The following is a 24,739-nucleotide window of genomic DNA, read 5'->3' as shown; positions in this document are numbered from 1 at the left end:
GCGGCTCCGTCAGGTAAAGGATTCGCAATGCGTCGCATAATCGGGCCGCGACAAAACGGGCCGTTCTGCGCTATTCGTCGGCCGCCGCAGAAACGTCAAATCGCTCCGGACTCAAGGGCCGTGGCGCTTTCGGAGAAGCTCTCCCCTACTCAGGGGACGGAGCCGTGAAACCTGGCACCCCGTCCCCCGTACGAGTCAACTCCCGTACTACTGACCAGTGGTCAGCCTGATGGTCACCGCCGCGTCGTCGTCCGATCCGGCCGCGCCGTCGCCGCTCTCGTGCCAGCCCTCCTCCGAAGTGACCGCGTCCCACACGTGGCCCTGGAAGGACACCTCCGCGATCCGCAGTCCGGCCGAGTGCGCCACGGCCCAGTAGGCCAGCTCCCAGCCGCGCTCGTCGGCGCGTGCCGGAATGACGATCTCCCTCTGCCCCTCGGCGCTCCGCCCGCTCCCGGCGCCCGTCGTCGCGGAGGCGCGCCGCGCTTCGGCGGGCAGCACGTCGCGACCGAACTCCCGCACCAGTTGCTCCCGCAACTTCTCCGGGCTCCCCGCCTTGGTGCTCGGCCCTTTGTGGCCCGCCGTGCAGTGGAAGGCGGCGGTGCGGTGCCCGGTGAGCGCGTTGGCGAGGAGCTTCGCGTTGGCCTCGTGCTTCGCGTACGCCTTGGGGTGGGCGCTGAGCTGGACGCGCTGTGCCGCGTCGGTCAGGGGGATCTGCGTGTAGCCCTCGATCTTCTCCAGATGGTCGTAGAACTTCCCGGCCGCTATCACCGGGTCCATCGCCTCCTCCTCGTTCCCCCAGCCCTGTGAGGGGCGCTGCTGGAAGAGGCCGACGGAATCGCGGTCGCCGTGGTCGAGGTTGCGCAGCCCCGACTCCTGCATGGCCGTGGCCAGGGCTATGGTCACGGCCTCCTTGGGCAGGTCGCGTTGCGACGCGATCGCGGCGATCGTCGCCGCGTTGGCGGCCTGGTCGGGCTCTATCTCGTAGTCCACCGCGCCCTCTCCGGGCGAGCGGACGATGCAGCGGGCCGGGCCGACGCCGCCGGTCACGTAGTGCGTGACGGCGTAACCGGCGAGCCCGAGCAGCACGGCGAACGCCGCCGAGATTCTCAGGGCCTTGCCGCGGCGCTTCTTGCGATCGGTATCGGAGCGGGACACGGGCATAAAGGTAACCGGTTCATGTGAGACCTCTCTCACCGGACGGGAAGCCCCCGCCAGGGGGCGCTGACGGCGCCCCGGACAGGCCCTCGCCCGCCGTAGGGTGGGGCGCATGACGCGCACGGGACTCGACTTGCAGCAGGACGCCGCCCAGCTCACGGCGGCCCTCGTGGACTTCCCCTCCGAGAGCGGGAACGAGAAGGCGCTCGCCGACGCCATCGAGTCGGCCCTGCGCGCGCTGCCCCACCTCACCGTCGACCGGCACGGCAACAACATCGTCGCCCGCACGGACCTCGGCCGCGCCGAGCGCGTCATCCTCGCGGGGCACATCGACACCGTGCCGATCGCGGACAACGTGCCCTCCCGGCTGGACGAGGACGGGGTGCTGTGGGGCTGCGGGACGAGCGACATGAAGGCCGGGGTCGCCGTCCAGTTGCGCATCGCCGCGACGGTCCCCGAGCCCAACCGCGACCTGACCTTCGTCTTCTACGACAACGAAGAGGTCGCCGCGCACCTCAACGGCCTCGGCCACGTCGCCGAGGCGCACCCCGAGTGGCTGGCGGGGGACTTCGCCGTCCTGCTGGAGCCCTCCAGCGGGCAGGTCGAGGGCGGCTGCCAGGGCACCCTGCGCGTCAAGCTGCGCACCGCCGGACAGCGCTCGCACTCGGCGCGCGCCTGGAAGGGCGTGAACGCCATCCACGCCGCGAGCCCGGTCCTCGCGCGGCTCGCCGCGTACGAGCCGCGACGCAAGGTGATCGACGGGCTGGAGTACCGCGAGGGCCTCAACGCCGTCCGGGTCGAGGGCGGCGTCGCGGGCAACGTGATCCCCGACGAGTGCGTCGTCACCGTCAACTACCGCTACGCGCCCGACCTCGACGAGGAGCAGGCGCTCGCGCACGTGCGCGAGGTCTTCGACGGCTGCGGCGTCGCCGAGCTGACCGTGGACGACAGCTCGCCCGGCGCCCTCCCCGGCCTCTCGCACGCGGCGGCCAAGGCGTTCACCGAGGCGGTCGGCGGCGAGCCGATGCCGAAGTTCGGATGGACGGACGTGGCCAGGTTCAGCGCGCTCGGCGTCCCCGCCGTGAACTACGGGCCCGGCGATCCCAACCTCGCGCACAAGCGGGACGAGCACGTCGAGGTGGCCCGGATCCTCCACTGCGACGAGCGCCTGCGCGCCTGGCTGACGGACTGACCGCCTGCCCGCCCGGCTGACTGGCTGCCCGACTGACCGGCCAACTGACCAACGGCGTCGCAGCGCGCTGACCTCGCGGGTCTGGCGTGTGACTGCCTAAATTTCGCTGTACGTCACCTCTGTCTGCGTACGCTGAGGCGGAAAGATCGCAGTCGGAGGGAGCACGACATGAGCAGCCCCGAGCAGCAGCGGGAGCCGCAGGAGCAGCACCTGGGACCGGTGGTACGCCGCCGTGGCCAGGTGCAGCCGGGTACGACCGATCAACGGCTGCTGGACACCACCGGTCCCTCCGACTGGGTGCACCAGGATCCGTGGCGGGTCATGCGCATCCAGGCCGAGTTCGTCGAGGGCTTCGGCGCCCTGGCCGAGCTGGGCCCCGCCGTCAGCGTCTTCGGCTCGGCCCGTACGCCCGTGGACTCCCCGGAGTACGAGGCGGGGGTGCGGATCGGGCGGGCCCTGGTGGACGCCGGGTTCGCGGTGATCACCGGGGGCGGGCCCGGCGCCATGGAAGCGGCCAACAAGGGCGCGCTGGAGGCGGGCGGCACCTCGGTCGGGCTGGGCATCGAGCTGCCCTTCGAGCAGGGCCTCAACCCGTACGTCGACATCGGGGTGAACTTCCGCTACTTCTTCGTCCGCAAGACGATGTTCGTCAAGTACGCGCGCGGCTTCGTGGTGCTCCCGGGCGGGCTCGGGACGCTGGACGAGCTGTTCGAGGCCCTCACCCTCGTCCAGACGAAGAAGGTCACCCGCTTCCCGATCGTCCTCTTCGGCACCGACTACTGGCAGGGCCTGGTCGAGTGGGTGAAGGGCACCGTCGTCGCGCAGGGCAAGGCGTCCTCGCGCGATGTGGACCTCTTCCACGTCACGGACGACATCGACGAGGCGGTGGCCCTGGTCACCAAGGAGACCTCGGGCTGACGGACTGACGGGCAGGCCGTGGGGCGGGCCCGCTGGGCGCCGCCCCGGCCGTCGCCTGCGCCCCGCGCCGCTAGGCCGGCCCGCGTCGCTAGGCCAGTCCGCGGCGGGCCACGGCGGGCGGGCGGTGGCCCGCGAGGGACGCCACCATGTCCAGGACCTGCCGGGTCTCGGCCACCTCGTGCACGCGGTACACCCGCGCGCCGAGCCAGGCCGAGACCGCCGTCGTGGCCAGGGTGCCCGTCAGCCGCTCCTTGACCGGCTTGTCGAGCGTCTCGCCGACGAAGTCCTTGTTGGACAGCGACACCAGCACAGGCCAGCCCGTCTCCGTCATCTCGCCCAGCTTCCTGGTGGCCTCCAGCGAGTGCCGGGTGTTCTTCCCGAAGTCGTGCCCCGGGTCGATCAGGATGCCGTCGCGCCGCACCCCGAGGGCCACGGCGCGGTCGGCCAGCCCGAGCGTGACGCGCAGGATGTCGCCCATGACGCCGCCCTCGCCCGCGTAGGCCGTGCGGTGCGGGCGCGTGCGCGGCTCCACCTCGCCCGCGTGCGTGCAGACCAGCCCGGCGCCGTACCGCGCGGCGACCTCGGCGAGCCGCGGGTCCACCCCGCCCCACGCGTCGTTCAGCAGATCGGCGCCCGCCTCGCACACGGCCTCGCCGACCTCGTGCCGCCAGGTGTCCACGCTGATCACCACGTCCGGGTAGCGCCGCCGCACCTCCGCGACGAAGCCCACGGTGCGCCGCGCCTCCTCCTCGGCCGTCACCTCGTCGCCCGGGCCCGCCTTGACGCCGCCGATGTCGATGATGGCGGCGCCCTCGGACACCGCCTGCTCGACGCGGTCGAGCGCGGGCTCGTCGAGGAAGGTGGCGCCCCGGTCGTAGAAGGAGTCCGGCGTCCGGTTCACGATCGCCATGATCACGGGCTCGTTCTCGCCGAACTCGCGTGTCCCCAGGCGCAGCATCCGCCATCCTCTCCGATGTGCTCAGGGGGCCGAATCTGTACGTGGTCACCACACCGGCCCCGCCGCCGACCTTAACTGTCAGCGGGCCATGGCACGATCGGGGACGATGTGCGGCCGTGGTCACGCGGCCGGAGTTGGACGGACGTACCTCGGGGAGATGGCCGTGTTCTGGTTCCTGCTGATCTCGCTCGTCGTGGTTGTCGCGGCGGTCACGCTGGCCGTCGTGGGCAGCGGCGACGGCTCGCAGCACACGGCGGGCGGCGGCCTCGGCGACGCGCCACCCGATGTGCTGGACGAGCCCTTGCCCCCGGACCGCCCCGTGGGCCGCGCGGACGTGGACGGGCTGCGGCTGGCCGTCGGCGTGCGGGGCTACCGCATGCGGCAGGTCGACGACGTCCTGGACCGTCTCGGCGCCGAACTGGCCGAGCGGGACGCCCGCATCGCCGAACTGGAGTCCGCGCTGGCGGGCGCCCAGGCCGCGGCGATGGGGCGGGCCGATTTCTTCGAGCAGACCCAGGAGGGCTCCGATGGCCGCTGAGGACCGCCCCGAGGGGGCCGCGCTGCCGGGCGCCGACGGGCGGCTGCGCTGCCCGTGGGGCCTGTCCGCCGAGGACTATGTGGCGTATCACGACGACGAGTGGGGCCGCCCCGTCCACGGCGACGACGCGCTCTACGAGCGGCTGTGCCTGGAGGCGTTCCAGTCCGGGCTCTCCTGGCTGACGATCCTGCGCCGCCGCGAGGGCTTCCGCGCCGCGTTCAGCGGGTTCCGGATCAAGGAGGTGGCGGCCTTCACGGAGGCCGACGAGGCACGGCTCCTGGCCGACACGGGCATCATCCGCAACCGCGCCAAGATCCAGGCGACCATCGCCAACGCGCGGGTGGCCGCCGAGTGGCCCGAGGGCGAGCTGGAGAAGCTGATCTGGTCCTACGCGCCGGAACCGGCCACCCGTCCAGTACCCCGCGTCCTGGGCGACGTGCCGCCGGTCACCCCGGAGTCCACCGCGCTGTCCAAGGACCTCAAGAAGCGCGGCTTCCGCTTCGTCGGCCCGACGACGGCGTACGCGCTGATGCAGGCGTGCGGCCTCGTCAACGATCACCTGGCCGACTGCTGGGCGCGGCCTTACGGGACGAGGGCGTAGCGGGGAGGGGCGCCGCTCGGAGGCGGGTCCGGGCGCCCGGTTTCCCTACCGGCCGGTGAAGCGGGGCTTCTCCTTCTTCACGAAGGCTTCCACCGCGATCTTGTGGTCGTCCAAAGCGCCGGCACGGAGCTGGAGTTCGGCCTCCTTGTCCAGGGTCTCGGCGAGGGAGTGCGCGGAGCCGTAGGCGAGCGATTCCTTGAGCGCCGCGTAGGCGAACGTGGGGCCCTGCGCGAGCTGGCGGGCCACCGCGGCGGCTTCGGCCGCCAGCTCGGCGGCGGGCACGACGCGGTTCGCGAGACCCAGCTCCAGCGCCTCCTGCGCCTTGACACCGCGCGGGAAGAGCAGCAGGTCCGAGGCGCGTCCGGGGCCCACAAGGCGCGGCAGGGTCCAGGAGACGCCCGAGTCGGCGGTGAGCGCGACCCCGGCGAAGGAGGTGTTGAAGGAGGCGGTGTCGGCGACGACGCGGTAGTCGGCCGCGAAGGCGAAGCCCGCGCCCGCGCCCGCCGCGACGCCGTTGACGCCCGCGACGACCGGCTTGGGCATCCCCGCGATGGCCAGCGTGATGGGGTTGTAGTGCTCCTCGACCGTGTTCAGCGCGCTTCCGCCCTGCTGCTGGAGCGAGCCGATGTGCTCCTTGAGGTCCTGCCCCACGCAGAATGCCTTTCCGGTGCCGGTCAGCAGCACGGCCCGTACGCCCTCGTCGTCGGCGGCCCCGCGGAGCGTGTCCCGCAACGCCACCTTCGTCTCGTCGTTGAGGGAGTTCATGGCGTCGGGGCGGTTGAGGGTGACCGTCGCAAGGCCGTCGGTCACGTCATAGAGCACGGTGTCGGACATGGGGCCAGCATGACCTAGATCATCGGGTGCCGACAGATGCCGTGCCCGGCTCCGCGGGCGTCCGCGGTGTGAGCTGCGTCAAACGCGGAGCGCGCCGGGCGCGGGGCAAGAGGGAGAAGTATCGCAGCACGAACGCCGGAATGGGCGGTTTTGTGCGAGGCCGTGGCCGAAGAGATACGACCTGTTGTTGGTCATCGGGTCCTGCCATGCGGGATAATGGCTGGGAAGCAATGTGTTCGATGCCGGTGACACGGGTTGTCGGCTGCGATCGGCTGGTTTCAGGAAGGGGAACGAGCATGGCGGCCATGAAGCCGCGGACGGGCGACGGCCCGCTCGAGGTGACCAAGGAGGGGCGGGGCATCGTCATGCGCGTTCCGCTCGAAGGCGGTGGGCGACTCGTCGTCGAGCTGACCCCGGACGAGGCGACCGCGCTGGGCGAGGAGCTGAAGAAGGTCTGCGGCTGAGCAGTGTCCCTTCCCCGTCGATCTCCCGCTGCCCCGGAGCGCGCACCGCGCTCCGGGGCAGCGGCATGACAGGGGGTTGACGTGGGGTGGGCGCACGGGCGCCGAGCGTCACGCGGGGCGTGAGCGGAGGCATGCGGCGTGCGATGGGGGCGGGGCGGGACGTGCGGCCGGGAGTGAGCGCGGTCGGGGAATGAGCGTGGTCCGGGAGTGACAGTGGTCACTGTCCCCGCTTCACCGCGCACAGCAGTCCGTCGCCCACCGGCAGCAGCGAGGGCACCAGCACCGTGCTCTCCCGCACGGCGCGCAGCAGTTCCCGCAGCTTGAGCACCTCGGCGGGCTGTGCGGAGGAGTCGACGGTGCGGCCGTCGGCGAAGACGCCCTCGAAGCAGACGAGGCCGCCGGTACGCAGCAGGCGCAACGATTCGCCGAGGTAGTCCAGGCACTCGACGCGGTCGCCGTCGCAGAAGACGAGGTCGTAACCGCCGTCGGCCAGGCGCGGCAGCACCTCCAGGGCGTGGCCCGGGATGAAGCGCGCCCTGTTCCCCGCGAAGCCGGCGGCGCGGAACGCCTGCCGGGCGAACTGCTGGCGCTCGGGCTCGATGTCGACGGTGGTCAGGACCCCGTCGGGGCGCATCCCGTCCAGCAGGTGGATGCCCGAGACCCCGGTGCCGGTCCCGATCTCGGCCACCGCCTTGGCGTCCACGGTCGCGGCCAGCAGCCGCAGCGCGGCACCGGTTCCGGGGGACACCGAGCGGAGCCCTGCCTCCTGTGCCCGCTCGCGGGCCCAGCGCAGTGCCGCAGTCTCGGCGTTCTCGACAAGCTCGGCGCCGTACGCGTCGGCGAAAGCCCAGCTCGTCTGCCGGTTGCCGGTAATGGCCCTCTCCTGTCCCCGTCGTCTACGCAACCAGGACTGTATCCGTTGGCTTGGGAACCCGCAGATGGGACCGGGCGTTGGAGAGGGATGGAAGGTGTCGGGGGAATGTGATGGCGTCAGGACAGCGGTCGATGCGGTGGTCTGAACGGCAAGACCAAAAGCAGGTCAAAAATGCTTATCCGGAGCTAACGGGCGAGGTGGCTATGGTAGGGGCTCCACTGGACACCACCAGAGCCGACAGGGGAGGTGCGGCTGCGGCCCGTGACCGCGGAATGCTGAGGCGTTTCCGCAGGACATCGGGCGAGCCGAAATCCGTGAGCAACACCGCTGACCAGGTCCACACCGCCGAATCCGCGACCACGGCGACTTTCGACACCGATGCGGACACCCAGGCGTGGACCCCTCCTTCCTGGGAGGAGATCGTCAGCACGCACAGCGCGCGGGTCTATCGCCTCGCCTACCGCCTGACGGGAAACCAGCACGATGCGGAGGACCTCACACAGGAGGTCTTCGTCCGGGTCTTCCGTTCGCTGTCCACCTACACCCCGGGCACCTTCGAGGGCTGGCTCCACCGCATCACCACGAACCTGTTCCTGGACACGGTCCGGCGCAAGCAGCGCATCCGCTTCGACGCGCTCGCCGACGACGCGGCCGAGCGCCTGCCGAGCCGTGAGCCCACCCCGCAGCAGCACTTCAACGACACGCACTTCGACGCGGACGTCCAGCAGGCGCTGGACACCCTCGCGCCGGAGTTCCGCGCGGCCGTCGTGCTCTGTGACATCGAAGGGCTGTCGTACGAGGAGATCGCGGCCACCCTGGGCGTGAAGCTCGGCACCGTGCGCAGCCGTATCCACCGGGGACGTTCGCATCTGCGCAAGGCGCTCCAGCACCGCTCTCCCGAGGCACGTGCGGAGCAGCAGCGCGCGCTGAGCGCGGCGATCCCGTCCGCCCGGAGTGGGGAGGTCGGAGTCGAGTGAGCGGCACAGGCAGGGGACGCCAGCTACCGGGAGCGGGCGAGGTGCCCACGCCCGCCGAGCAGCATCTGGGGGACCGCCTGGCGGCCCTCGTCGACGGAGAGTTGGGCCATGACGCACGCGAACGCGTCCTGGCGCACCTCGCGACGTGCTGGAGCTGCAAGGCCGAGGCGGACGCCCAGCGCCGATTGAAGAACGTCTTCGCGGACGCCGCGCCGCCGCCGCCCTCCGACGGTCTGCTGGCACGGTTGCAGGGGCTCCCCGCTGGGGACCCCGGCGATCCCGGTGACGGCGACGGCGGAAGAGGTCCGGACGGGCGAGGCGGTCCGGGCGGCGGGGCCGCTCCCGTCGCCGCGGCCTCCTCCCCGTGGGCCTTCGACTATCTGCCGGGCGGCCGGGGCGGACGCAGCACGCTGTCCCCCGCGCGCGGCTTCCGGATACATGAGATGGAGCGCGTCGCCCCGCCCTCCTCCCCGGCGTCCGCTTCCACAACTGCGTCCGCCCCCTCGCGCTCGCGCCGCTTCGCCTTCGCCGCCGCGGGTGCCTTCTCGCTGGCGGCCCTGGCCATCGGCGGAGCGCTGGGCTCCGGCGGTGCGGGCAGTGCCCCGGTCGCCGCGGGGGACAACACCTCGGCGGGACCGGTCCGTTCGGCCTCCTCGGGGTCCGCCGCCGATCGCGACGGCAGGCGTCGCGGCGCGGGCGGCGAGAAGAGCGAGCGGACCGGCAGCCTGAGCGGTTCCGCCACGTCCGGCGCCTCGGTGAAGGCGGAGCGCGGTGCGCCGCTCCAGCAGCGCTCTCCGTCGGCCACCCCGTCGGCACCCCCCAGCTCCCCCCTTCAGCCGGGGAACGTCTATCCGCTGCTCAGGGACGCGGTGTTCTCCCCGCCCCTGGTGCGCTCCTCGCTGTCCACGTTCTCCTCGCCCTCGGTCATGGCCGCGATGTCCTCCTCGGCCTCCGGCACGGATGTGTACGCGGGCACATCGGTCAGCGCCGTGCCGGGCCGGACGCCGGTGCGCGGCGGCACGGATCCCACCCCGGCCGCCACGGCCGCCCCACCGCAGCGCTGACGCCCCAGGGTCGCTGCGCGAGCCTCCCCGGACCTGGTTGAATCCCTCCTAGGGCCGCCAGTTGCCGCCCTGCCGGGGCGAACCGTGGGGACAGTGGGGAGAGCATGGACGAGGGGAAGGCCGCGGGGCCGAAGCCGAAGTGGTGGAGCCGCCCGCGCAGGACCTCGGGTCATCAGCCGCCGCCCGCCGTGCCTGTTCCGCCTGCGGCGGAGCACCCGCACGATGCGGGCGACGGCACCACCGGAGACGCCGCTGATGCCGGTGCGGGCGCCTCGGCGCCCATGGACACGCCCCCGCCGCCCGCCGCCGACCCGACGGACACGGGTGCTCCTGGTGTTTCCGGTGCACCCGACGGCCCCGGGGTCCCCGGCGCCTCGGACGGTGCGCCGGGCAGCGGTGCCGTGGCCGGTGGGGGCGAGGCGTCGGAGGGTGCCGCGACTCCCGCGACTCCCGCGAGTTCCGAGACCCCCGCGCCGGCGCCGGAACCGCTGCACCCCGAGGACCCCTACGCCACGCCTCCTTACGGGGGCCCCGGACCGTGGGCCCCGGCCCCGCTCGTCCAGCCCCCGTCCGGCGCCACGCCCCCGCAGGGCGTGCCGATGCCGCGCTCGGGCACGGCCCCGGAGCCCCAGGTGCCCCAGGCGCCTCCGGCCCCGAGTGGCACCCCAGCGCAGGGCACCCCCGTACCCCCGCAGCACAGCGCCCCTGTACCGGCGCGGGAGCCGGGGACGCACGAGCAGGGGGCGGGAGCCGGGGCAGGGGCGTACGAGGCGTTTCCGCAGCCTTCCGTGCCCCACCAGGCCCAGCAGGCCCACCAGCCACTCCCACAGGCTCAAGCGCCCCACCAGCCCCTCCCGCAAGCGCAGCCCCACACACCGCACCCTGAGCCGCACCCTCAGCCGCCGGAGCGCCAGACACCGGGCGACCCGGAGTCCGTGTGGCTGCGGTACGACCCGTGGGCGCCCCCGCACGCTCCCGCTCCCGCTCCGGTTCCCCACGGGGCCGGGGGCCACGAGCGCGGACGGCGCCGGGGCCGCACCGTCGTGGGCGCGATCGTGCTGGCGCTGGTCGCGGGCGGCATCGGGGGAGCGGTCGGCGCGTACGCCGAGCGGCACGGCGAGGTCGGCGACGTGACGCTGCCCCAGGCACCCGCCGAGAAGGAGGGCAAGAACGCCAGGGCCCCCGGCAGCATCGCGGGCATCGCCGAGCGTGCCCTGCCCGGAGTGGTGACGCTCCATGTGAGCGGGGGCGGCGGCGAGGCGACGGGCACGGGCTTCGTGCTGGACGAGCGCGGCCACATCCTCACCAACAACCACGTCATCGAACCGGCGCAGGACGGCGGCGACTCCGTCGAGGTCACCTTCCACGGCGGCCGGACGGCCAAGGGCGAGGTCATCGGCACGGACGGTGGCTACGACCTCGCCGTCGTCAAGGTCACCGGCGTCTCGGGCCTGAAGCCGCTGCCCCTCGGCAACTCGGACTCGGTCCGCGTCGGCGATGCCGTCGTCGCCATCGGTGCGCCCTTCGACCTGGAGGAGACCGTCACCAGCGGCATCATCAGCGCCAAGGAGCGCCCGATCACGGCTGGCGGCGAGCAGGGCAGCGAGACGAGCTACGTCGACGCGCTCCAGACCGACGCGCCCATCAACCCCGGCAACTCGGGCGGGCCCCTCGTGGACAGCCAGGGCCGGGTCGTGGGGATCAACAGCGCGATCAAGGCCGCCGACGACAGCTCCGGCATCCCCGGCGGCGACGAGGGCGGCAGCATAGGGCTGGGCTTCGCCATCCCCGTGAACCAGGGCAAGCGCGTCGCCGAGGAGCTGATCAACGACGGTCGGGCCACCCACCCCGTCATCGGCGTCACCCTCGACACGGAGTTCGACGGCGACGGCGCCCGGGTCGGCAGCCAGGGCGGCGGGGGCGATCCGGTCATCTCCGGCAGTCCGGCGGACGAGGCGGGGATCAAGCGGGGCGACGTGATCACCGAGGTGGAGGGCGCCAGGGTGCACAGCGGTGAGGAGCTGATCGTCAAGATCCGCAGTCACCGTCCGGGCGACCGGCTCTCCCTCACCCTGGAGCGCGACGGCGAGGAACGCACCGTGCGGCTGAGGCTCGGCTCGTCGGCCGACGGGTGATACGGATGATACGGATGAGGAGATACCGGTGAGGAGATGAGGAGGCGGGCTCCCACCCCGGGCCCGACTCCGGGTACCGTGACAGCGGGCCTTATCGGCCGTGAATGTACGAGGCATGAGGGAGCTGCAAGGTGTTCTTCGACATAGGACCCCTAGAGCTGTTGGCGCTCATCGTCCTCGCCGTACTCATTTTCGGTCCTGACAAGCTGCCCAAGGTGATCCAGGACGTCGCCTCGTTCATCCGCAAGGTGCGGCAGTTCTCGGACAACGCGAAGGAAGATATCCGGTCCGAACTCGGTCCGGAGTTCAAGGACTTCGATTTCGAGGATCTGAACCCCAAGAACTTCGCCCGCAAGCACCTTCTGGACAATGACGATCTCGGTATCAAGGAGATCCGCAACGGCTTCGACCTGCGCAAGGACCTGGCCGAGGTCACGGACGCCGTGAACGGCACGGGGAGCGGCTCGTCGGCGGGCGGCGCCGGAGCCTCGGCCGCGGCGGGCGCGGCGGGCGCTGCGGGCGGTCGCCTGAGCCTGCGCAAGGATGAAGCGCCGGAGGCGGGCGAGGCGGGCCCGTCGGCCAAGCGCGACCCGCTCTCGAAGAGCGACCCGCCCCCCTTCGACGCCGACGCCACCTGAGCCCTGGCCCGCCTGGCCCGTCGTTCCCCGGCCCGCCGCCCGGCGGCCTGATGAGGCTCATCTCACGTCCCTGACGCCACCCGATCTCCTGTCATGCCCGACACGGCGGACCCGGGTAGCTATCCTCCCTGTGTCCGGGGCCGCCGTCCGAGGGGGGCAGGCTGCCCGTGGCACAGGGCAATGAGGAGGCGTCGCGAAGATGGAGACGACGAGTCGGGTGGCCGGTGAATCCGGGCCCGCCACACCGGGGATCCCGGATGAACGGCGGGCGGTGGACGGCTTTCTGATGGCTGCATTTCCGTGGTACGGCCTCGACGAGGCGTTCACAGGGCCGCGCTGGCTCCTCCAGGTGGGAGCCGCGGCGGACGGCACCGTCGAACACGGCTCGACCGGTCACGGCGAGGAGCCCTCGCTCAGGAACGAGACCAGCCCGGAGGAGCAGCGCTTCGCCGTCGTGGTGACGGTCGCGAGCCGCCCCGTGCGGCGTAGCGCCGACGGCACGGGCGTCCTGGAGGCGACCTCGGTCTCGACGGCAGCCTGGCTGGCCGGTTCCGGGCTGCTGTCGTGCACATGGCCGCTGGAGATGGAGCGTGGGCTGCGGCAGGACTGGCTCGACCAGCAGACCGGGGTGGCCTGGGAGCTGGCCGACGCCCTGGACGGGCCGGGCTGGTCGGCGCTCTCGCTGCCGGTGGACGGCGTGCCGACCGACTTCCACTACCGCGAGTCCGAGTACGGCTGGGTGCTGGCGGGCGCGGCCCAGGAAGGCGTGCACATCGGCGCCTACGGGCGCGGGATGAGCGCCTACGGGCTGGGGTTCTCCGTCGTCAAGGACATCACCGCCTACGAGCACCGGACGCTGAGCGGCGACCGGTCCGTGGGCAGCGTCGAGCCCGCGACCGCCGAGCCCGCCGAGTCGTCCGTCGAGCCCGTGGAGCCCGTGGAGGACTGAGCCGCCTCCCACCCTGTACGCGTAAGGGGCGCCCTCCAAGAGAGGACGCCCCTTACCTGTGCCCAGGGCCGTACCGCGTACGGCAGAGCGGCTACCGGCCGCTCGGGTGGTGGCTCAGAACTTGTTGCTCAGAACGTGTCGATCAGAACTTGTTGCTCGGCGTCAGCCCCAGCGACATGCCCGACAGGCCGCGCTGACGCCCGCCCAGCTTGCTCGCGATGGAGCGGATCGCGGAGCCCGCGGGGGAGTCGGGGTCGGTCAGGACGACGGGCTTGCCCTCGTCGCCGCCCTCGCGCAGCCGGAGGTCGATCGGGATGCCGCCCAGGACGGGCACCTCGGCGCCCGTCGTCTTCGTGAGGCCCTCGGCGACGCGCCGGCCGCCGCCCGTGCCGAACACGTCGATCATCTCGTCGCAGTGCGGGCAGGGCATGCCCGACATGTTCTCGATGACGCCCACGATCTTCTGGTGCGTCTGCACGGCGATGGAGCCCGCGCGCTCCGCGACCTCGGCCGCCGCCTGCTGCGGGGTGGTGACGACGAGGATCTCGGCGTTGGGGACGAGCTGCGCGACCGAGATGGCGATGTCACCGGTGCCGGGCGGGAGGTCGAGCAGGAGCACGTCGAGATCGCCCCAGAAGACGTCGGACAGGAACTGCTGGAGCGCCCTGTGGAGCATCGGGCCGCGCCAGACCACCGGGGTGTTGCCCGGGGTGAACATCCCGATCGAGATGACCTTCACGCCGTTCGCCGACGGCGGCATGATCATGTCCTCGACCTGGGTGGGGAGGCCCTCGGCGCCCAGCATCCTGGGGACCGAGTGGCCGTAGATGTCGGCGTCGACGACGCCGACCTTCAGCCCGTCGGCCGCGAGGGACGCCGCCAGGTTCACCGTCACAGAGGACTTGCCGACACCGCCCTTGCCGGAGGCGACGCAGTAGACCCGCGTCAGCGAACCGGGCTGCGCGAAGGGCACCTCGCGCTCGGCCTTGCCGCCGCGCAGCGTGGAGGCCAGCTCGCGCCGCTGCTCGTCGCTCATCACGTCCAGCTCGACGGCGACGCGGGTGACGCCCTCGACGCGCGAGACGGCGTCCGTCACGTTCGACGTGATCGTCTCGCGCAGCGGACAGCCGGACACCGTCAGATAGACCCCGACGTCGACGGCGCCGTCGGGCGCGATGTCGATGGATTTGACCATCCCCAGGTCGGTGATCGGCCGGTGGATCTCCGGGTCGTTCACCGTCGCGAGCGCGGCGCGGACCGCGTCTTCGGTGGGGGTGGATGCGGGAGTGTCGGTAGCCATGGGCAAATGGTACGGCGCCCGTGCCGCCTCTCCGAAGGGACGGGGTCAGCGGTCTTGGTCACTCGGTTCCGGGGGCGTTCCCGGGGCCGGGCCGGATGCCGGTCCGTGCTGCTCCAGTTCCTTGAGCACGTCCTGGAGCTCGGACCTGATCCAGTCCCGGGTGGCGACCTCGCCGAGCCCCATGCGCAGCGAGGCGATCTCACGGGTCAGGAACTCGGTGTCCGCGATGCTGCGCTCGTTGCGCTTGCGGTCCTGCTCCAGGTTGACCCGGTCGCGGTCGTCTTGGCGGTTCTGCGCGAGGAGGATGAGCGGGGCCGCGTAGCTGGCCTGGAGGGACAGCATGAGGGTCAGGAAGATGAAGGGGTACTCGTCGAAGCGCAGCGGCCCCGGCATGAGCACGTTCCAGCCGAGCCAGACGATGATGACGACCGTCATCCAGACGATGAACCTGCCGGTCCCCAGGAAGCGCGCGATCTCCTCCGAGAGCCGCCCGAAGGCGTCCGGGTCGTACTCGGGGAGCAGCCTGCGGCGCGCGGCACGTGGCTGATCGAGCCGCGCCCGCCCCGTCCGCTCCCGCTCCCGTTCCCGCTCTCTTTCCCGGTCAGCGCCCTCCCGTTCCCTGTCCCGCTCCCTGTGCCCGTCCCGCTCAGCCACGCCCCGTCACCCCCTCCGTGCCCAGCCCCTCCGTGCCCAGCCCTTCCGCGCCCAGGCTGTCCGTGCCCAGCCCCTCCACGCGCTCCAGCCCGTGCGCCGCCGCCTCGCGCCAGTCGTCGGGGAGCAGATGGTCGAGCACGTCGTCCACGGTGACCGCGCCCAGCAGATGCCCCGCCTCGTCCACGACGGGCGCCGCGACGATGTTGTACGTCGCCAGGTAGCCCGTCAGCGCGGGCAGCGTCGTGTCGGGCGGCAGCGGCAGCAGCCCGGAGTCGAGGACCGAGCCGACCAGCGTGAAGGGCGGCTCCCGCAGCAGCCGCTGGAAGTGGATGACGCCGAGATAGCGCCCGGTGGGCGTCTCGTCCGGCGGGCGGCAGACGTAGACCTGGGCCGCCAGCGGGGCGTGCAGGTCCTCGTCGCGCACCCGCGCCAGCGCCTCCGCCACCGTGGCGTCGGGACGCAGCACGATGGGCTCGGTGGTCATGATGTTGCCCGCCGTGCCCTCCTCGTACGAGAGCAGCCGCCGCACCGGGTCGGCGTCCTGGGGCCGCATCAGCTCCAGCAGCCGCTCCTTGTCCTGCTCGGGCAGCTCGGAGAGGAGGTCGGCCGCGTCGTCGGGGTCCATGGCCTCCAGGACGTTGGCGGCGCGGTCGTCCTTGAGCTTGCCGAGGATCTCGACCTGGTCGTCCTCGGGCAGTTCCTCCAGCACGTCGGCCAGCCGGTCGTCGTCGAGCGCCGCCGCCACCTCGGCGCGCCGCTTCGCGGAGAGGTGGTGCAGCACGTTCGCGAGGTCGGCGGGGCGCAGGGTCTCGAAGGTGGCCAGCAGGGTGGCCGCGCCCTGGCCGCGCTCCTCCAGCGCGAAGCCGGTCACCGCCGACCACTCGACGGTCAGGGTCTCCCCGCGCCGTCTGAGCGTCCCGCCCTTGCCCTTGCGCACGAAGACCTTGTCCAGCTCCCACTCGCGGCGCGCGGGCAACTGCCGCATGCTCACGTCCAGCACCGTGACCTGCTCGCCCGTCTCCACCAGCGTCACGCGGCGGTCCAGCAGTTCGCCGAGCGCGAGGGTCTCGGCGGGGCGCTGCTCGAAGCGGCGCATGTTGACGACGCCCGTCGTGATGACCTGCCCTGACTCGACGCCCATGACCCGGGTCATGGGGACGAAGACGCGGCGCCTGTTCACCACTTCGACGACGAGGCCGAGCACGCCGGGCGGCTTGCCGCCCACGCGGAGCATGACGACGACGTCGCGGACCCGGCCGACCTGATCGCCGCCCGGGTCGAAGACGGCGATGCCGGAGAGGTGCGAGACGAAGACCCGGGAGGCGCCCGCGGCCATGCTCAGGCCCTCCTCGTCCGTAGGAGCGGGGTGCGCACTACACGAGCCCCGCAGCCTGTGTACGGAGGTGTACGGAGGTCGCTTATGCGCGCTTTGCCGGTTTCAGGCTAGCGTGCCCCGGCCCGTCGTGGCCCCGTGGCATGGTCCGGACGGCTGGCTTCCATCACCGGGTACCGGCACGGGTAGGGTGCGGTCCAGCCCCGACCTCCAGGAGGAAGCCGACGTGACTGGACGCGCCCGCAAGCGACGGAGTGCAGCGTTGGCAGGGGCCGTCTGCGTGGGGCTGACGGCGGTTCTCGGGGCCTGCGGCAGCGAGGACCCGGACAAGGGCACGAACGGGGTCGGCAAGCTCTCCGCCGCCAAGATCGAGAAGAAGGCCCTGAGCGCGGCGCGCGGCGCCGACGCGGTCAAGCTCACCGGCAACGTCGTCAGCAAGGGCCGCACCTACGAGCTGGACATGCGCCTCAAGCAGACCGGCGGCGTGGGCGAGGTGTCGGCCAAGGGCGGGCACACCTTCGAACTGCTGCGGGTGGACAAGGACCTCTACCTCAAGGCCGACGCCGACTTCTGGGCCAGGCAGGGCAAGGGCGACAAGGAGCCCACCAAGTCGGACGTCCAGGCGGCGGGCAAGCTGGAGGGCAAGTACGTGAAGGTGCCCGACGGCGACCCCGCGTACGAGCAGCTCAGCGGCTTCACCGAGATGCGGGTGCTGCTGGACGGGCTGCTGAGCCTGGAGGGCACGCGCGAGACCGGCGACCGCGGCGAGGTGGGCGGCACCAGGACGGTCCGCGTGCGCGCGGGCAAGGGCAGCGGCGGCGTCCTGGACGTCTCGCTCATCGGTACCCCGTACCCGCTGCGGGTCGAACGGGGCGGCGGGGCGGGGACGCTGGAACTGAAGGACTGGAACAAGGACTTCTCGCTCAGCGCCCCCGCCAAGGACAAGGTCGTCGACTACGGCAAGAGCATCTCGGCGGCCAAGGGCTGAGCGCAGGCCGAACGCGGCTCCCTGAGCGCCCCGGCTTACTTCCGGCGCCTGCGGAACAGCAGCTTCGGCAGCCCGGCCGGCTGCGGCAGCCGCGTCGTCGCGTCGGTGGACAGCGGCGCGGCGGCCTGGGAGCCGTCCGGCATCGCGCCGGGCTTCTGCGCCGGTTCACCCTCGGGCACCAGACGCAGCACGCGGCACTCGCGCGCCCACCGCTCCGTGACCGTGTCCGCGTCGGGCGCGTTCAGCCGCTTCCCCTTCAGCTCATCGACGGCCGCCTGCCACGCCTCGCCGCCCACCTCGGGCTCGGTCACCCGCGCGCTCCAGGCCACCAGCCGTCCGCCCTTGTCCTTGCTGCGCACGGTGACGGTCGCCGTACCACCGTCCACGAGCCCGAGCCCCTCAAGGGGCTGTTCCAGGGGCCCGTCGCCGACGAGGCAGACGGCGCCGTCGTGCCACACGTGCCACAGCGCCCGGGAGGGGCCTTCGGGGCCGCGTACCCAGACGAGGCCGGACTTCTTGGTGGCCTCTTCGACGAGGGCCTGGTCGAGCAGCTCGGTGCCGGGAGCGGTCATACGGGCAGGCTACCGCGAGCCCGGCGCCAGGAAGGGGACGACGGGACGGGCCCGCTACAGCCAGCCGTTGCGCTTGAATCCGCGGTGGATGGCGAAGCAGATGCCGACGGTGACGACGAGCACGGCGGGATAGCCGTACCGCCACTCCAGCTCCGGCATGTAGTCGAAGTTCATGCCGTAGATCCCCGCGATCATCGTCGGCACGGCGAAGATGGCCGCCCACGAGGTGATCTTGCGCATGTCCTCGTTCTGCGCGACGGTCGCCTGCGCGAGGTTGGCCTGGAGGATGGAGTTCAGCAGGTCGTCGAAGCCGAGCACCTGCTCGTTGACGCGGGCCAGGTGGTCGGCCACGTCGCGGAAGTACTTCTGGATGTCCGTGTCGATGACCCGCATCGGGCGCTCGCTCATCATCTGCATGGGCCGCAGCAGCGGGGAGACGGCGCGCTTGAACTCCAGCACCTCGCGCTTCAGTTGGTAGATCCGTCCCGCGTCGCCGCCGCGCTTCCCCTTGCCCGCGCTCTCGGAGAAGACCTCGATCTCGACGGCGTCGATGTCGTCCTGGACCGCGTCCGCCACCGCCAGATAGCCGTCGACGGTCTGGTCGGCGATGGCGTGGAGCACCGCCGAGGGGCCCTTGGCCAGCAGTTCGGGATCGTCCTCCAGGCGGTGCCGCAGCGCGCGCAGCGAGCCCTGGCCGCCGTGCCGCACGGTGATGATGTAGTCCCGGCCGGTGAAGCACATCACCTCGCCGGTCTCCACGACCTCGCTGGAGTCGGTGAGTTCGGCGTGCTCCACGTAGTGGATGGTCTTGAAGACGGTGAAGACGCTGTCGTCGTAGCGCTCCAGCTTGGGCCGCTGGTGCGCGTGGACCGCGTCCTCGACGGCGAGCGGGTGCAGGCCGTAGTCCGTGGCGATCCCGGAGAACTCCTGCTCCGTGGGCTCGTGCAGCCCGATCCACACGAAGTCGTCGCCACTGCCGGAGCGCACCTCGCTCAGTGCCTCGGCCGGGCTCAACTGATCGGTGCAGCGCCGCCCTTCGCGGTAGACGGCGCAGTCCACGACGGCGCTGCCGCCGCTGTGACCACGGGTGAGGTCGTAGGACGAGTACGTCGCGCGCTCGCCCTTGCGCAGTGCGGGCCTGACGGCTTCGCGCAGGTCTCGGATCATCGACATGCTGGGCTCCTTGTGCGGTGCCGTGCCGTCGGTGCGGGGCGCAGCGCTGCCCGGAATGTGGACCTACGGTGGGGGGAGCCTGCCGGAGGTCTGCAAAGCGGGCACCACGCGTGGCAGCGGTGACGGCGTTCGCTTGCGGGACGGGATGGAGCGAACCTCACGCGCTCTTCCGTCGCGCGAACCCGGCAAAAATAAAGGCCCTTTTGGAGGTTTCACCGTGAGGCGGTGGGGGAGTAAGGGCCCTAGGAGCGGGGACGCGGCTTCCGGACAGAAGAGCGGTTGGTACTGCACGGTCGACTCGGATCCATGTCAGGTCCCACCTCCTCCGGCCGGTCCCCCGTGGGGGACGATCTACACCTGCCTTGACCAGCAGTCAACGGTAACACCGCGCGCACTGTCCAACTGTCGGTTTGGGCCGTGCCGTAGCGCTCTTTGCCTCGTCCTTACGTTCGGCCTCACGCGTACCCCCACGCTTCACCGCACATCCCCGCGTACGCGCGTGTACCCGCCCATCCCGTCCCCATGCCGCACCGTCGGCCCCGTGCGGTGGTGGCGCGACGCCTGTGCGACGCCCGTGCCGTGCCCGTTCCGCGGACGCGTGCGGCCCGCGATCTATGCTCGCGGGCATGGCTGACGTATCGAAACTGGTCGAGGCCCGCTATCTGACGGCGCTGGGCGAGCCCGACGCGCGGGCTGCCGTGACCTTCCTCGGCACCGAGCGCATCGAGGTGCTGCGCTTTGTGGACGGCGACATCGCGCGGTACGCCACGCTCGGGATGTCGGTCGCGCCGATGGCCGACCCCACGGGGGCCCTCGCCGACCCGGACCGGGGGCCGCGCGCCGAGCTGGTGCTCTCGGTGCGGCTCGCGGGGGCCGAGACCGACAAGGTGCTGCGGCCCCTCGCCGTGCTCGCCGCCTCGCCCCAGGTCGAGGGCGTCGTCGTGGCGCCCGGCGCCTCCCTGGACGTCGGCGAACCGCTGTGGCCCGGTGCGCCGTTCACCTCGGTGCTGGTGGCCGAGTCCGGTGGCCTCGTCGAGGACCTGGAGCTGGACGCGCCCCTGGAACCGGTGCGCTTTCTGCCGCTGCTGCCCATGACGCCGAACGAGGCGGCCTGGAAGCGGGTGCACGGCGCTTCGGCCCTGGAGGAGCGATGGCTGAGCCACGGCACGGATCTGCGTGATCCGCACCGTGGCTCGGTGGACCTGACGGACTGAGTCCGGGCGCTTCCGTCAGCGGGCGCCCGCCGCCTGCGCGTGGGAGGGAGCGGCTTCCACGTCGGCGCCCGTGTCCGTGCCCGCGCCTGTGTCCGTGCCCGCGCCCGTGCCCGCGCCGGTGCCCGCGTCCTCGCGCTCGTGCGCGGGCAGCAGCTCCTCGGCGTCGTGCGTCAGCGACTTCCTGCGGACGCCGACGACGGCCGCGCCCACCGCTGCGGCCACGGCGGCGACGACGAACGGGATGTGGACGTCGGTCCACTCCTCGATCTTCGGCGCGAGGAACGGCGCCGCGGCGGCGGCGAACCAGCGCACGAAGTTGTAGCCCGCGCTCGCCACGGGCCGGGGCGCGTTCGAGACGCCGAGGGCCAGCTCGGTGAAGACGGTGTTGTTGATGCCGATGAAGGCGCCGGACAGGATCGTCGCGACGATCGCCGTCGTGTGGTTCCCGTAGCCCAGCACCAGCAGGTCGGCCGCCATCAGGACCAGCGAGCCGCCCAGCACCTTCAGCGACCCGAACCGCTCCTGGAGCCGCGGCGCCACCAGTACGGAGAAGACCGCGAGCAGCACGCCCCAGGCGAAGAAGACGCCGCCGGAGCGGTAGGGGGACATGTTCAGCACGAAGGGCGTGAAGGCCAGGACCGTGAAGAAGGCGTAGTTGTAGAAGAACGCCGACGCCGCAGCAGAGGCGAGCCCGCCGTGCCCGAGCGCCTTGACCGGGTCGAGCAGCGAGGTCTTACGGGCTGGTTTCGGCTGCTCCTTCAGGAAGACGGTGATGGCGACGAAGCCGACGGCCATCAGCGCCGCGGTCCCGAAGAACGGGTAGCGCCACTTCATGTCGCCGAGCACGGCGCCCACCAGCGGGCCGCAGGCCATGCCGAGGCCGAGGGCCGACTCGTAGAGCAGGATCGCCGCCGCGCTGCCGCCCGCAGCGGCTCCGACGATCACGGCGAGCGAGGTGGAGACGAAGAGCGCGTTGCCCAGTCCCCAGCCCGCGCGGAAGCCGACCAGCTCGCCGACGGACCCCGACATGCCGGAGAGCGCCGCGAAGACGATCACCAGCGCGAGTCCGGCGAGCAGGGTCTTGCGCCCGCCGATGCGGCTGGAGACGAAGCCGGTCACCAGCATCGCGACGGCGGTGATGAGGAAGTACGAGGTGAACAGGAGGGAGACCTGGCTGGGGGAGGCGTCCAGGCCCTTGGCGATGGAGGGCAGGATCGGGTCGACGAGCCCGATGCCCATGAAGGCGACGACTGCCGCGCCCGCCGTGGCCCATACCGCCATGGGCTGCCGGAGGATGCTGCCCCCGCCTTCGTCGAACGGATCACCACTCATGGCCGCTCTGCTCCTTCGCTGCGTGTCGGTGGTGGTTGCTGGTGGCTCCCTGTGGGGGCGCCGTGCCGTTGGCACGTACAACATTTTAAGTTAGCCACGCTAACTAGTGCAAGGTACACGTAAATATCCTGGTGACGGGCCCAGCCCGTGCGGCGACCGGGTGCCGGTGCGCTCCGCCGGTGACCGGGCCGGTGATCGTCCTTGACGGGGCGGCGACCGGGTAGGACCGTTGTGCTCCATGAGGGGCGAACCCAGTTGCCCGAAGTGCGGTGGCCGGGTCCGGGCGCCCGGTCTCTTCGCCGACACCTGGCAGTGCGACGTGCACGGCATCGTGCATCCGCTCCAGCCGGTCATCCCGCCCAGCGTCGAAGCGCTCGCGGTCGTCGTCGGCCGTACGAAGGTCCCTGTCTGGATGCCCTGGCCGCTGCCCGTCGGCTGGCTGTTCACGGGCGTCGCCTGCGCGGGCGACGACAGAAGCGGCGGACGCGCGACGGCGGTCGCCTGCTCCGGGCCCAGCCCGCTCGGCGGCCCCGGTGAACTCCTGCTCATCGCCGAGGAACTGGGCGTCGGCCTCGGCGCGCGCTACGCCGGGATAGACGGCCCCGACCCCGGCCCCTGGATGAGCGTCGACCAGGCCCCTGACGTGAAGGTACTGGCCGCCGGACGCCCCACCCCCCTCTGGAACGTCTCCGGAGTGGCCGACGACCGCGCCGTCTTCGCGGGCGAGGCGCGAGGGCTGTGGCTGTGGGCGATCGTCTGGCCGGAGCAGTCCGGGCTGCTGATGTACGACGAACTCGTCCTCACCGACCTGCGCGACGCCGGTGCCGAGGTCGATCTGCTGCCCTGCGGGGCGCTCTCGCCGCGCATCATGTCCTGAGCGGGTGCGCGTGCCGACCTTGCGCCTGGCCGCCTGGCCGCCTGGCCGCCTGATCGGCTCGTCGGCGCTGCGGGGCCGTGCCCGTGGGCCCAGGCGGGCGGCGGTGCGGCTGACAGGGGCACGGCGAGCTGCGGCTATCCTGGGGTCCGCCCGCCGCTTCCGCCCGTAAGTTGGAGTCCCGCCCCGTGCGCATCGACCTGCACACCCACTCCACCGCGTCGGACGGCACCGACTCACCCGCCGAACTGGTCCGCAACGCCAGGGCCGCCGGGCTGGACGTCGTCGCGCTGACCGACCACGACACGGTGGCCGGGCACGCCGAGGCCAAGGCGGCACTGCCCGCCGGGCTGACGCTGGTCACCGGCGCCGAACTCTCCTGCCGCCTCGACGGCATCAGCCTCCACATGCTCGCCTACCTCTTCGACCCCGAAGAGCCCGAGCTGGCACGCGAGCGGGAACTGGTCCGCGACGACCGGGTGCCCCGCGCCCAGGGCATGGTCGAGAAGCTGCGCGGGCTGGGCGTCCCGGTGACCTGGGAGCGGGTGGCCGAGATCGCGGGCGACGGCGCGGTCGGACGGCCGCACATCGCGACCGCCATGGTCGAGGCGGGCGTCATCGGGACGGTCTCCGACGCCTTCACGGAGGAGTGGATCGCCAATGACGGACGCGCCTACGTGGACAAGCACGAGCTGGACCCCTTCGACGCGCTGCGCCTGATCAAGGGCGCGGGCGGCGTCGCCGTCTTCGCGCACCCCCTCGCGGCCAAGCGCGGCCAGATCGTGCCCGAGCGCGCGATAGCCGACATGGCCGCCGCCGGGCTCGACGGCGTCGAGGCCGACCACATGGACCACGACCCGGCGACCCGGCAGCGACTGCACGGCCTCGCGGCCGACCTCGGGATCCTCGCCACGGGGTCCAGCGACTACCACGGCAGCCGGAAGACCTGTGTGCTCGGCGAGCACACCACGGACCCGGACGTCTACGCCGAGATCGCGGCGCGCGGGTCAGGCGCCTCGCCCGTCACGGGCTGACGCGTAGCGCTTGGCGCTTGGCCTGGCCGGGGTTCGGTTCGGGCTGCGAGCCTGGCGCCGCCCCTCCTTCACCCGCACCGTTTCTCCGCTTCTCCGGCGTTTCCCCGGTCTTCACCGGCGCCGGACCGTTCAGCGAGGCACCGCACCGTGTTCGAGTTCGCCCTTTTCGGGTCCGTCTTCGTCACCCTCTTCGTGATCATGGACCCGCCTGGCATCACGCCGATCTTCCTGGCCCTCACCTCGGGCCGGCCCGCGAAGGTGCAGCGCAAGATGGCGTTGCAGGCCACGGCCGTGGCCTTCGGCGTCATCACCGTCTTCGGCATCTGCGGCCAGCAGATCCTCGACTACCTGCACGTCTCCGTCCCCGCGCTGATGGTCGCGGGCGGACTGCTGCTCCTGCTCGTCGCGCTCGACCTGCTGACCGGCAAGACCGACGAGCCCACCCAGACGAAGGACGTCAACGCCGCGCTCGTCCCTCTGGGCATGCCGCTGCTGGCGGGACCCGGCGCGATCGTCTCCGTCATCCTGGCCGTCCAGCACGCGCACGGGTTCGGCGGGCAGCTCTCCGTGTGGGCCGCGATCGTGGCCATTCACGTGGTGCTGTGGCTGGCTATGCGGTATTCGTTGCTGATCATCCGGGTCATCAAGGACGGGGGCGTCGTCCTCGTCACCCGCCTCTCGGGCATGCTCCTGTCGGCCATCGCGGTCCAGCAAATCGCCAACGGCATCACCCGCTTCCTCGAGGTCCACGGGTAGGGGTGGAAACGGGGGGTTGCCGCGTCACACTGGTGTGCCCCTTCACGGGGTACGGGGTGATGGCCACACGGGGTGCCCGGTTCTTGTTGGGGTGCGCCTTGCCTGGGTGCCCCTTTGGGGTTCGTTCGCGTGGTGCGGGCCGGTGGCACGGGTTGTGCCCACCCGTCCCGCCTTGCGGGACGATTGCCCACAACATTTGGGTGCCGTCGCCC

25 protein-coding genes are annotated in these 24,739 nt (G+C 72.0%); 15 read left to right on the top strand and 10 right to left on the bottom strand.

What is annotated here, in order from left to right; translation table 11 throughout:
- Positions 1-207: 207 nt before the first annotated feature.
- Positions 208-1,155, bottom strand: coding sequence for a hypothetical protein (locus ACWGJ2_RS34360; protein WP_453350262.1), 948 nt, complete (start codon positions 1,153-1,155; stop codon positions 208-210).
- Between the two features lie 112 nt (positions 1,156-1,267).
- Between ACWGJ2_RS34360 and dapE the strand changes: the two genes are divergently transcribed.
- Positions 1,268-2,347, top strand: coding sequence for a succinyl-diaminopimelate desuccinylase (dapE, locus tag ACWGJ2_RS34355; RefSeq protein ID WP_453350261.1), 1,080 nt, complete (start codon positions 1,268-1,270; stop codon positions 2,345-2,347).
- A gap of 168 nt (positions 2,348-2,515) precedes the next feature.
- Positions 2,516-3,265 (top strand): LOG family protein, encoded by a 750-nt coding sequence (locus tag ACWGJ2_RS34350; RefSeq protein WP_453350260.1) that lies wholly within the window; start codon positions 2,516-2,518, stop codon positions 3,263-3,265.
- An 88-nt stretch (positions 3,266-3,353) separates the two neighbouring features.
- Here ACWGJ2_RS34350 and folP read toward each other — a convergent pair whose 3' ends face one another.
- Positions 3,354-4,223: a dihydropteroate synthase gene (gene folP / locus ACWGJ2_RS34345; RefSeq protein WP_453350259.1), complete on the bottom strand. Its 870-nt coding sequence runs from the start codon at positions 4,221-4,223 to the stop codon at positions 3,354-3,356.
- Positions 4,224-4,380: 157 nt separating this feature from the next.
- On the opposite strand from folP, the gene ACWGJ2_RS34340 reads away from it, so the two are divergent.
- Positions 4,381-4,761, top strand: coding sequence for a hypothetical protein (locus ACWGJ2_RS34340; RefSeq protein WP_453350258.1), 381 nt, complete (start codon positions 4,381-4,383; stop codon positions 4,759-4,761).
- Entirely contained in the window at positions 4,751-5,362 is a 612-nt protein-coding gene (locus ACWGJ2_RS34335; protein WP_453350257.1) for a DNA-3-methyladenine glycosylase I, read from the top strand. The genes ACWGJ2_RS34340 and ACWGJ2_RS34335 overlap by 11 nt, the downstream gene beginning before the upstream one ends.
- A 45-nt stretch (positions 5,363-5,407) precedes the next feature.
- On the opposite strand, the gene chcB is transcribed toward ACWGJ2_RS34335, so the two are convergent.
- Complete coding sequence (gene chcB / locus ACWGJ2_RS34330; RefSeq protein WP_453350256.1) at positions 5,408-6,196, bottom strand: 2-cyclohexenylcarbonyl CoA isomerase; 789 nt, start codon at positions 6,194-6,196, stop codon at positions 5,408-5,410.
- Between the two features lie 296 nt (positions 6,197-6,492).
- Here chcB and ACWGJ2_RS34325 point away from each other — a divergent pair, with 296 nt between their 5' ends.
- Positions 6,493-6,660, top strand: coding sequence for a DUF3117 domain-containing protein (locus ACWGJ2_RS34325; protein WP_016469583.1), 168 nt, complete (start codon positions 6,493-6,495; stop codon positions 6,658-6,660).
- Between the two features lie 217 nt (positions 6,661-6,877).
- Here the strand turns inward: ACWGJ2_RS34325 and ACWGJ2_RS34320 are convergent, their stop codons facing one another.
- Positions 6,878-7,564, bottom strand: a complete 687-nt coding sequence (locus tag ACWGJ2_RS34320; RefSeq protein WP_453350255.1) for an O-methyltransferase — start codon at positions 7,562-7,564, stop codon at positions 6,878-6,880.
- Positions 7,565-7,737: 173 nt separating this feature from the next.
- Between ACWGJ2_RS34320 and sigE the strand changes: the two genes are divergently transcribed.
- The 5 genes from sigE to ACWGJ2_RS34295 all read left to right on the top strand — a co-directional run bounded on the left by sigE (position 7,738) and on the right by ACWGJ2_RS34295 (position 13,297).
- Complete coding sequence (gene sigE / locus ACWGJ2_RS34315; protein WP_453350254.1) at positions 7,738-8,511, top strand: RNA polymerase sigma factor SigE; 774 nt, start codon at positions 7,738-7,740, stop codon at positions 8,509-8,511.
- Positions 8,508-9,575, top strand: coding sequence for an anti-sigma factor family protein (locus ACWGJ2_RS34310; protein ID WP_453350253.1), 1,068 nt, complete (start codon positions 8,508-8,510; stop codon positions 9,573-9,575). The genes sigE and ACWGJ2_RS34310 overlap by 4 nt, the downstream gene beginning before the upstream one ends.
- Positions 9,576-9,679: 104 nt before the next feature.
- Positions 9,680-11,710, top strand: a complete 2,031-nt coding sequence (locus tag ACWGJ2_RS34305) for a trypsin-like peptidase domain-containing protein (RefSeq protein WP_453350252.1) — start codon at positions 9,680-9,682, stop codon at positions 11,708-11,710.
- Between the two features lie 131 nt (positions 11,711-11,841).
- Entirely contained in the window at positions 11,842-12,348 is a 507-nt protein-coding gene (locus ACWGJ2_RS34300) for a sec-independent translocase (protein ID WP_453350251.1), read from the top strand.
- A gap of 199 nt (positions 12,349-12,547) precedes the next feature.
- The gene (locus tag ACWGJ2_RS34295) at positions 12,548-13,297 is read left to right on the top strand and encodes a hypothetical protein (protein WP_453350250.1); all 750 of its coding nucleotides are present in this window, start codon (positions 12,548-12,550) and stop codon (positions 13,295-13,297) included.
- Positions 13,298-13,439: 142 nt separating this feature from the next.
- On the opposite strand, the gene ACWGJ2_RS34290 is transcribed toward ACWGJ2_RS34295, so the two are convergent.
- From ACWGJ2_RS34290 to ACWGJ2_RS34280, 3 genes are read right to left on the bottom strand one after another with little or no spacing between them, the layout of a single operon-like run.
- Positions 13,440-14,597 carry an Mrp/NBP35 family ATP-binding protein gene (locus ACWGJ2_RS34290; RefSeq protein WP_453350249.1) on the bottom strand — a complete coding sequence of 386 codons (1,158 nt, stop codon included), beginning with the start codon at positions 14,595-14,597 and terminating at the stop codon, positions 13,440-13,442.
- A 45-nt stretch (positions 14,598-14,642) separates the two neighbouring features.
- Positions 14,643-15,251: a DUF1003 domain-containing protein gene (locus tag ACWGJ2_RS34285; protein ID WP_453350248.1), complete on the bottom strand. Its 609-nt coding sequence runs from the start codon at positions 15,249-15,251 to the stop codon at positions 14,643-14,645.
- Positions 15,244-16,587, bottom strand: a complete 1,344-nt coding sequence (locus tag ACWGJ2_RS34280) for a magnesium transporter MgtE N-terminal domain-containing protein (protein ID WP_453350247.1) — start codon at positions 16,585-16,587, stop codon at positions 15,244-15,246. Before ACWGJ2_RS34280 ends, ACWGJ2_RS34285 begins: the two co-directional genes overlap by 8 nt.
- Before the next feature lie 259 nt (positions 16,588-16,846).
- Here ACWGJ2_RS34280 and ACWGJ2_RS34275 point away from each other — a divergent pair, with 259 nt between their 5' ends.
- Positions 16,847-17,572 (top strand): hypothetical protein, encoded by a 726-nt coding sequence (locus ACWGJ2_RS34275; RefSeq protein WP_453350246.1) that lies wholly within the window; start codon positions 16,847-16,849, stop codon positions 17,570-17,572.
- 35 nt (positions 17,573-17,607) lie between these two features.
- Here ACWGJ2_RS34275 and ACWGJ2_RS34270 read toward each other — a convergent pair whose 3' ends face one another.
- Entirely contained in the window at positions 17,608-18,144 is a 537-nt protein-coding gene (locus tag ACWGJ2_RS34270; RefSeq protein WP_453350245.1) for a hypothetical protein, read from the bottom strand.
- Positions 18,145-18,198: 54 nt separating this feature from the next.
- Complete coding sequence (locus tag ACWGJ2_RS34265) at positions 18,199-19,317, bottom strand: magnesium and cobalt transport protein CorA (RefSeq protein WP_453350244.1); 1,119 nt, start codon at positions 19,315-19,317, stop codon at positions 18,199-18,201.
- Between the two features lie 626 nt (positions 19,318-19,943).
- On the opposite strand from ACWGJ2_RS34265, the gene ACWGJ2_RS34260 reads away from it, so the two are divergent.
- Entirely contained in the window at positions 19,944-20,531 is a 588-nt protein-coding gene (locus tag ACWGJ2_RS34260; protein ID WP_453350243.1) for a suppressor of fused domain protein, read from the top strand.
- Positions 20,532-20,546: 15 nt separating this feature from the next.
- On the opposite strand, the gene ACWGJ2_RS34255 is transcribed toward ACWGJ2_RS34260, so the two are convergent.
- The gene (locus ACWGJ2_RS34255) at positions 20,547-21,863 is read right to left on the bottom strand and encodes an MFS transporter (RefSeq protein ID WP_453350242.1); all 1,317 of its coding nucleotides are present in this window, start codon (positions 21,861-21,863) and stop codon (positions 20,547-20,549) included.
- 238 nt (positions 21,864-22,101) lie between these two features.
- On the opposite strand from ACWGJ2_RS34255, the gene ACWGJ2_RS34250 reads away from it, so the two are divergent.
- From ACWGJ2_RS34250 to ACWGJ2_RS34240, 3 genes are all read left to right on the top strand, one after another.
- Positions 22,102-22,740, top strand: coding sequence for a DUF6758 family protein (locus tag ACWGJ2_RS34250; protein ID WP_453350241.1), 639 nt, complete (start codon positions 22,102-22,104; stop codon positions 22,738-22,740).
- A gap of 185 nt (positions 22,741-22,925) precedes the next feature.
- Complete coding sequence (locus ACWGJ2_RS34245) at positions 22,926-23,771, top strand: PHP domain-containing protein (RefSeq protein WP_453350240.1); 846 nt, start codon at positions 22,926-22,928, stop codon at positions 23,769-23,771.
- A 147-nt stretch (positions 23,772-23,918) separates the two neighbouring features.
- Positions 23,919-24,527 carry a MarC family protein gene (locus ACWGJ2_RS34240; RefSeq protein ID WP_453350239.1) on the top strand — a complete coding sequence of 203 codons (609 nt, stop codon included), beginning with the start codon at positions 23,919-23,921 and terminating at the stop codon, positions 24,525-24,527.
- The last annotated feature ends 212 nt before the right edge of the window (positions 24,528-24,739 follow it).

Source organism: Streptomyces sp. NPDC054796 (assembly GCF_053611545.1).
The sequence above is the reverse complement of the archived record's forward strand: the minus strand, read 5'-3'. Positions and strand labels throughout refer to the sequence as shown.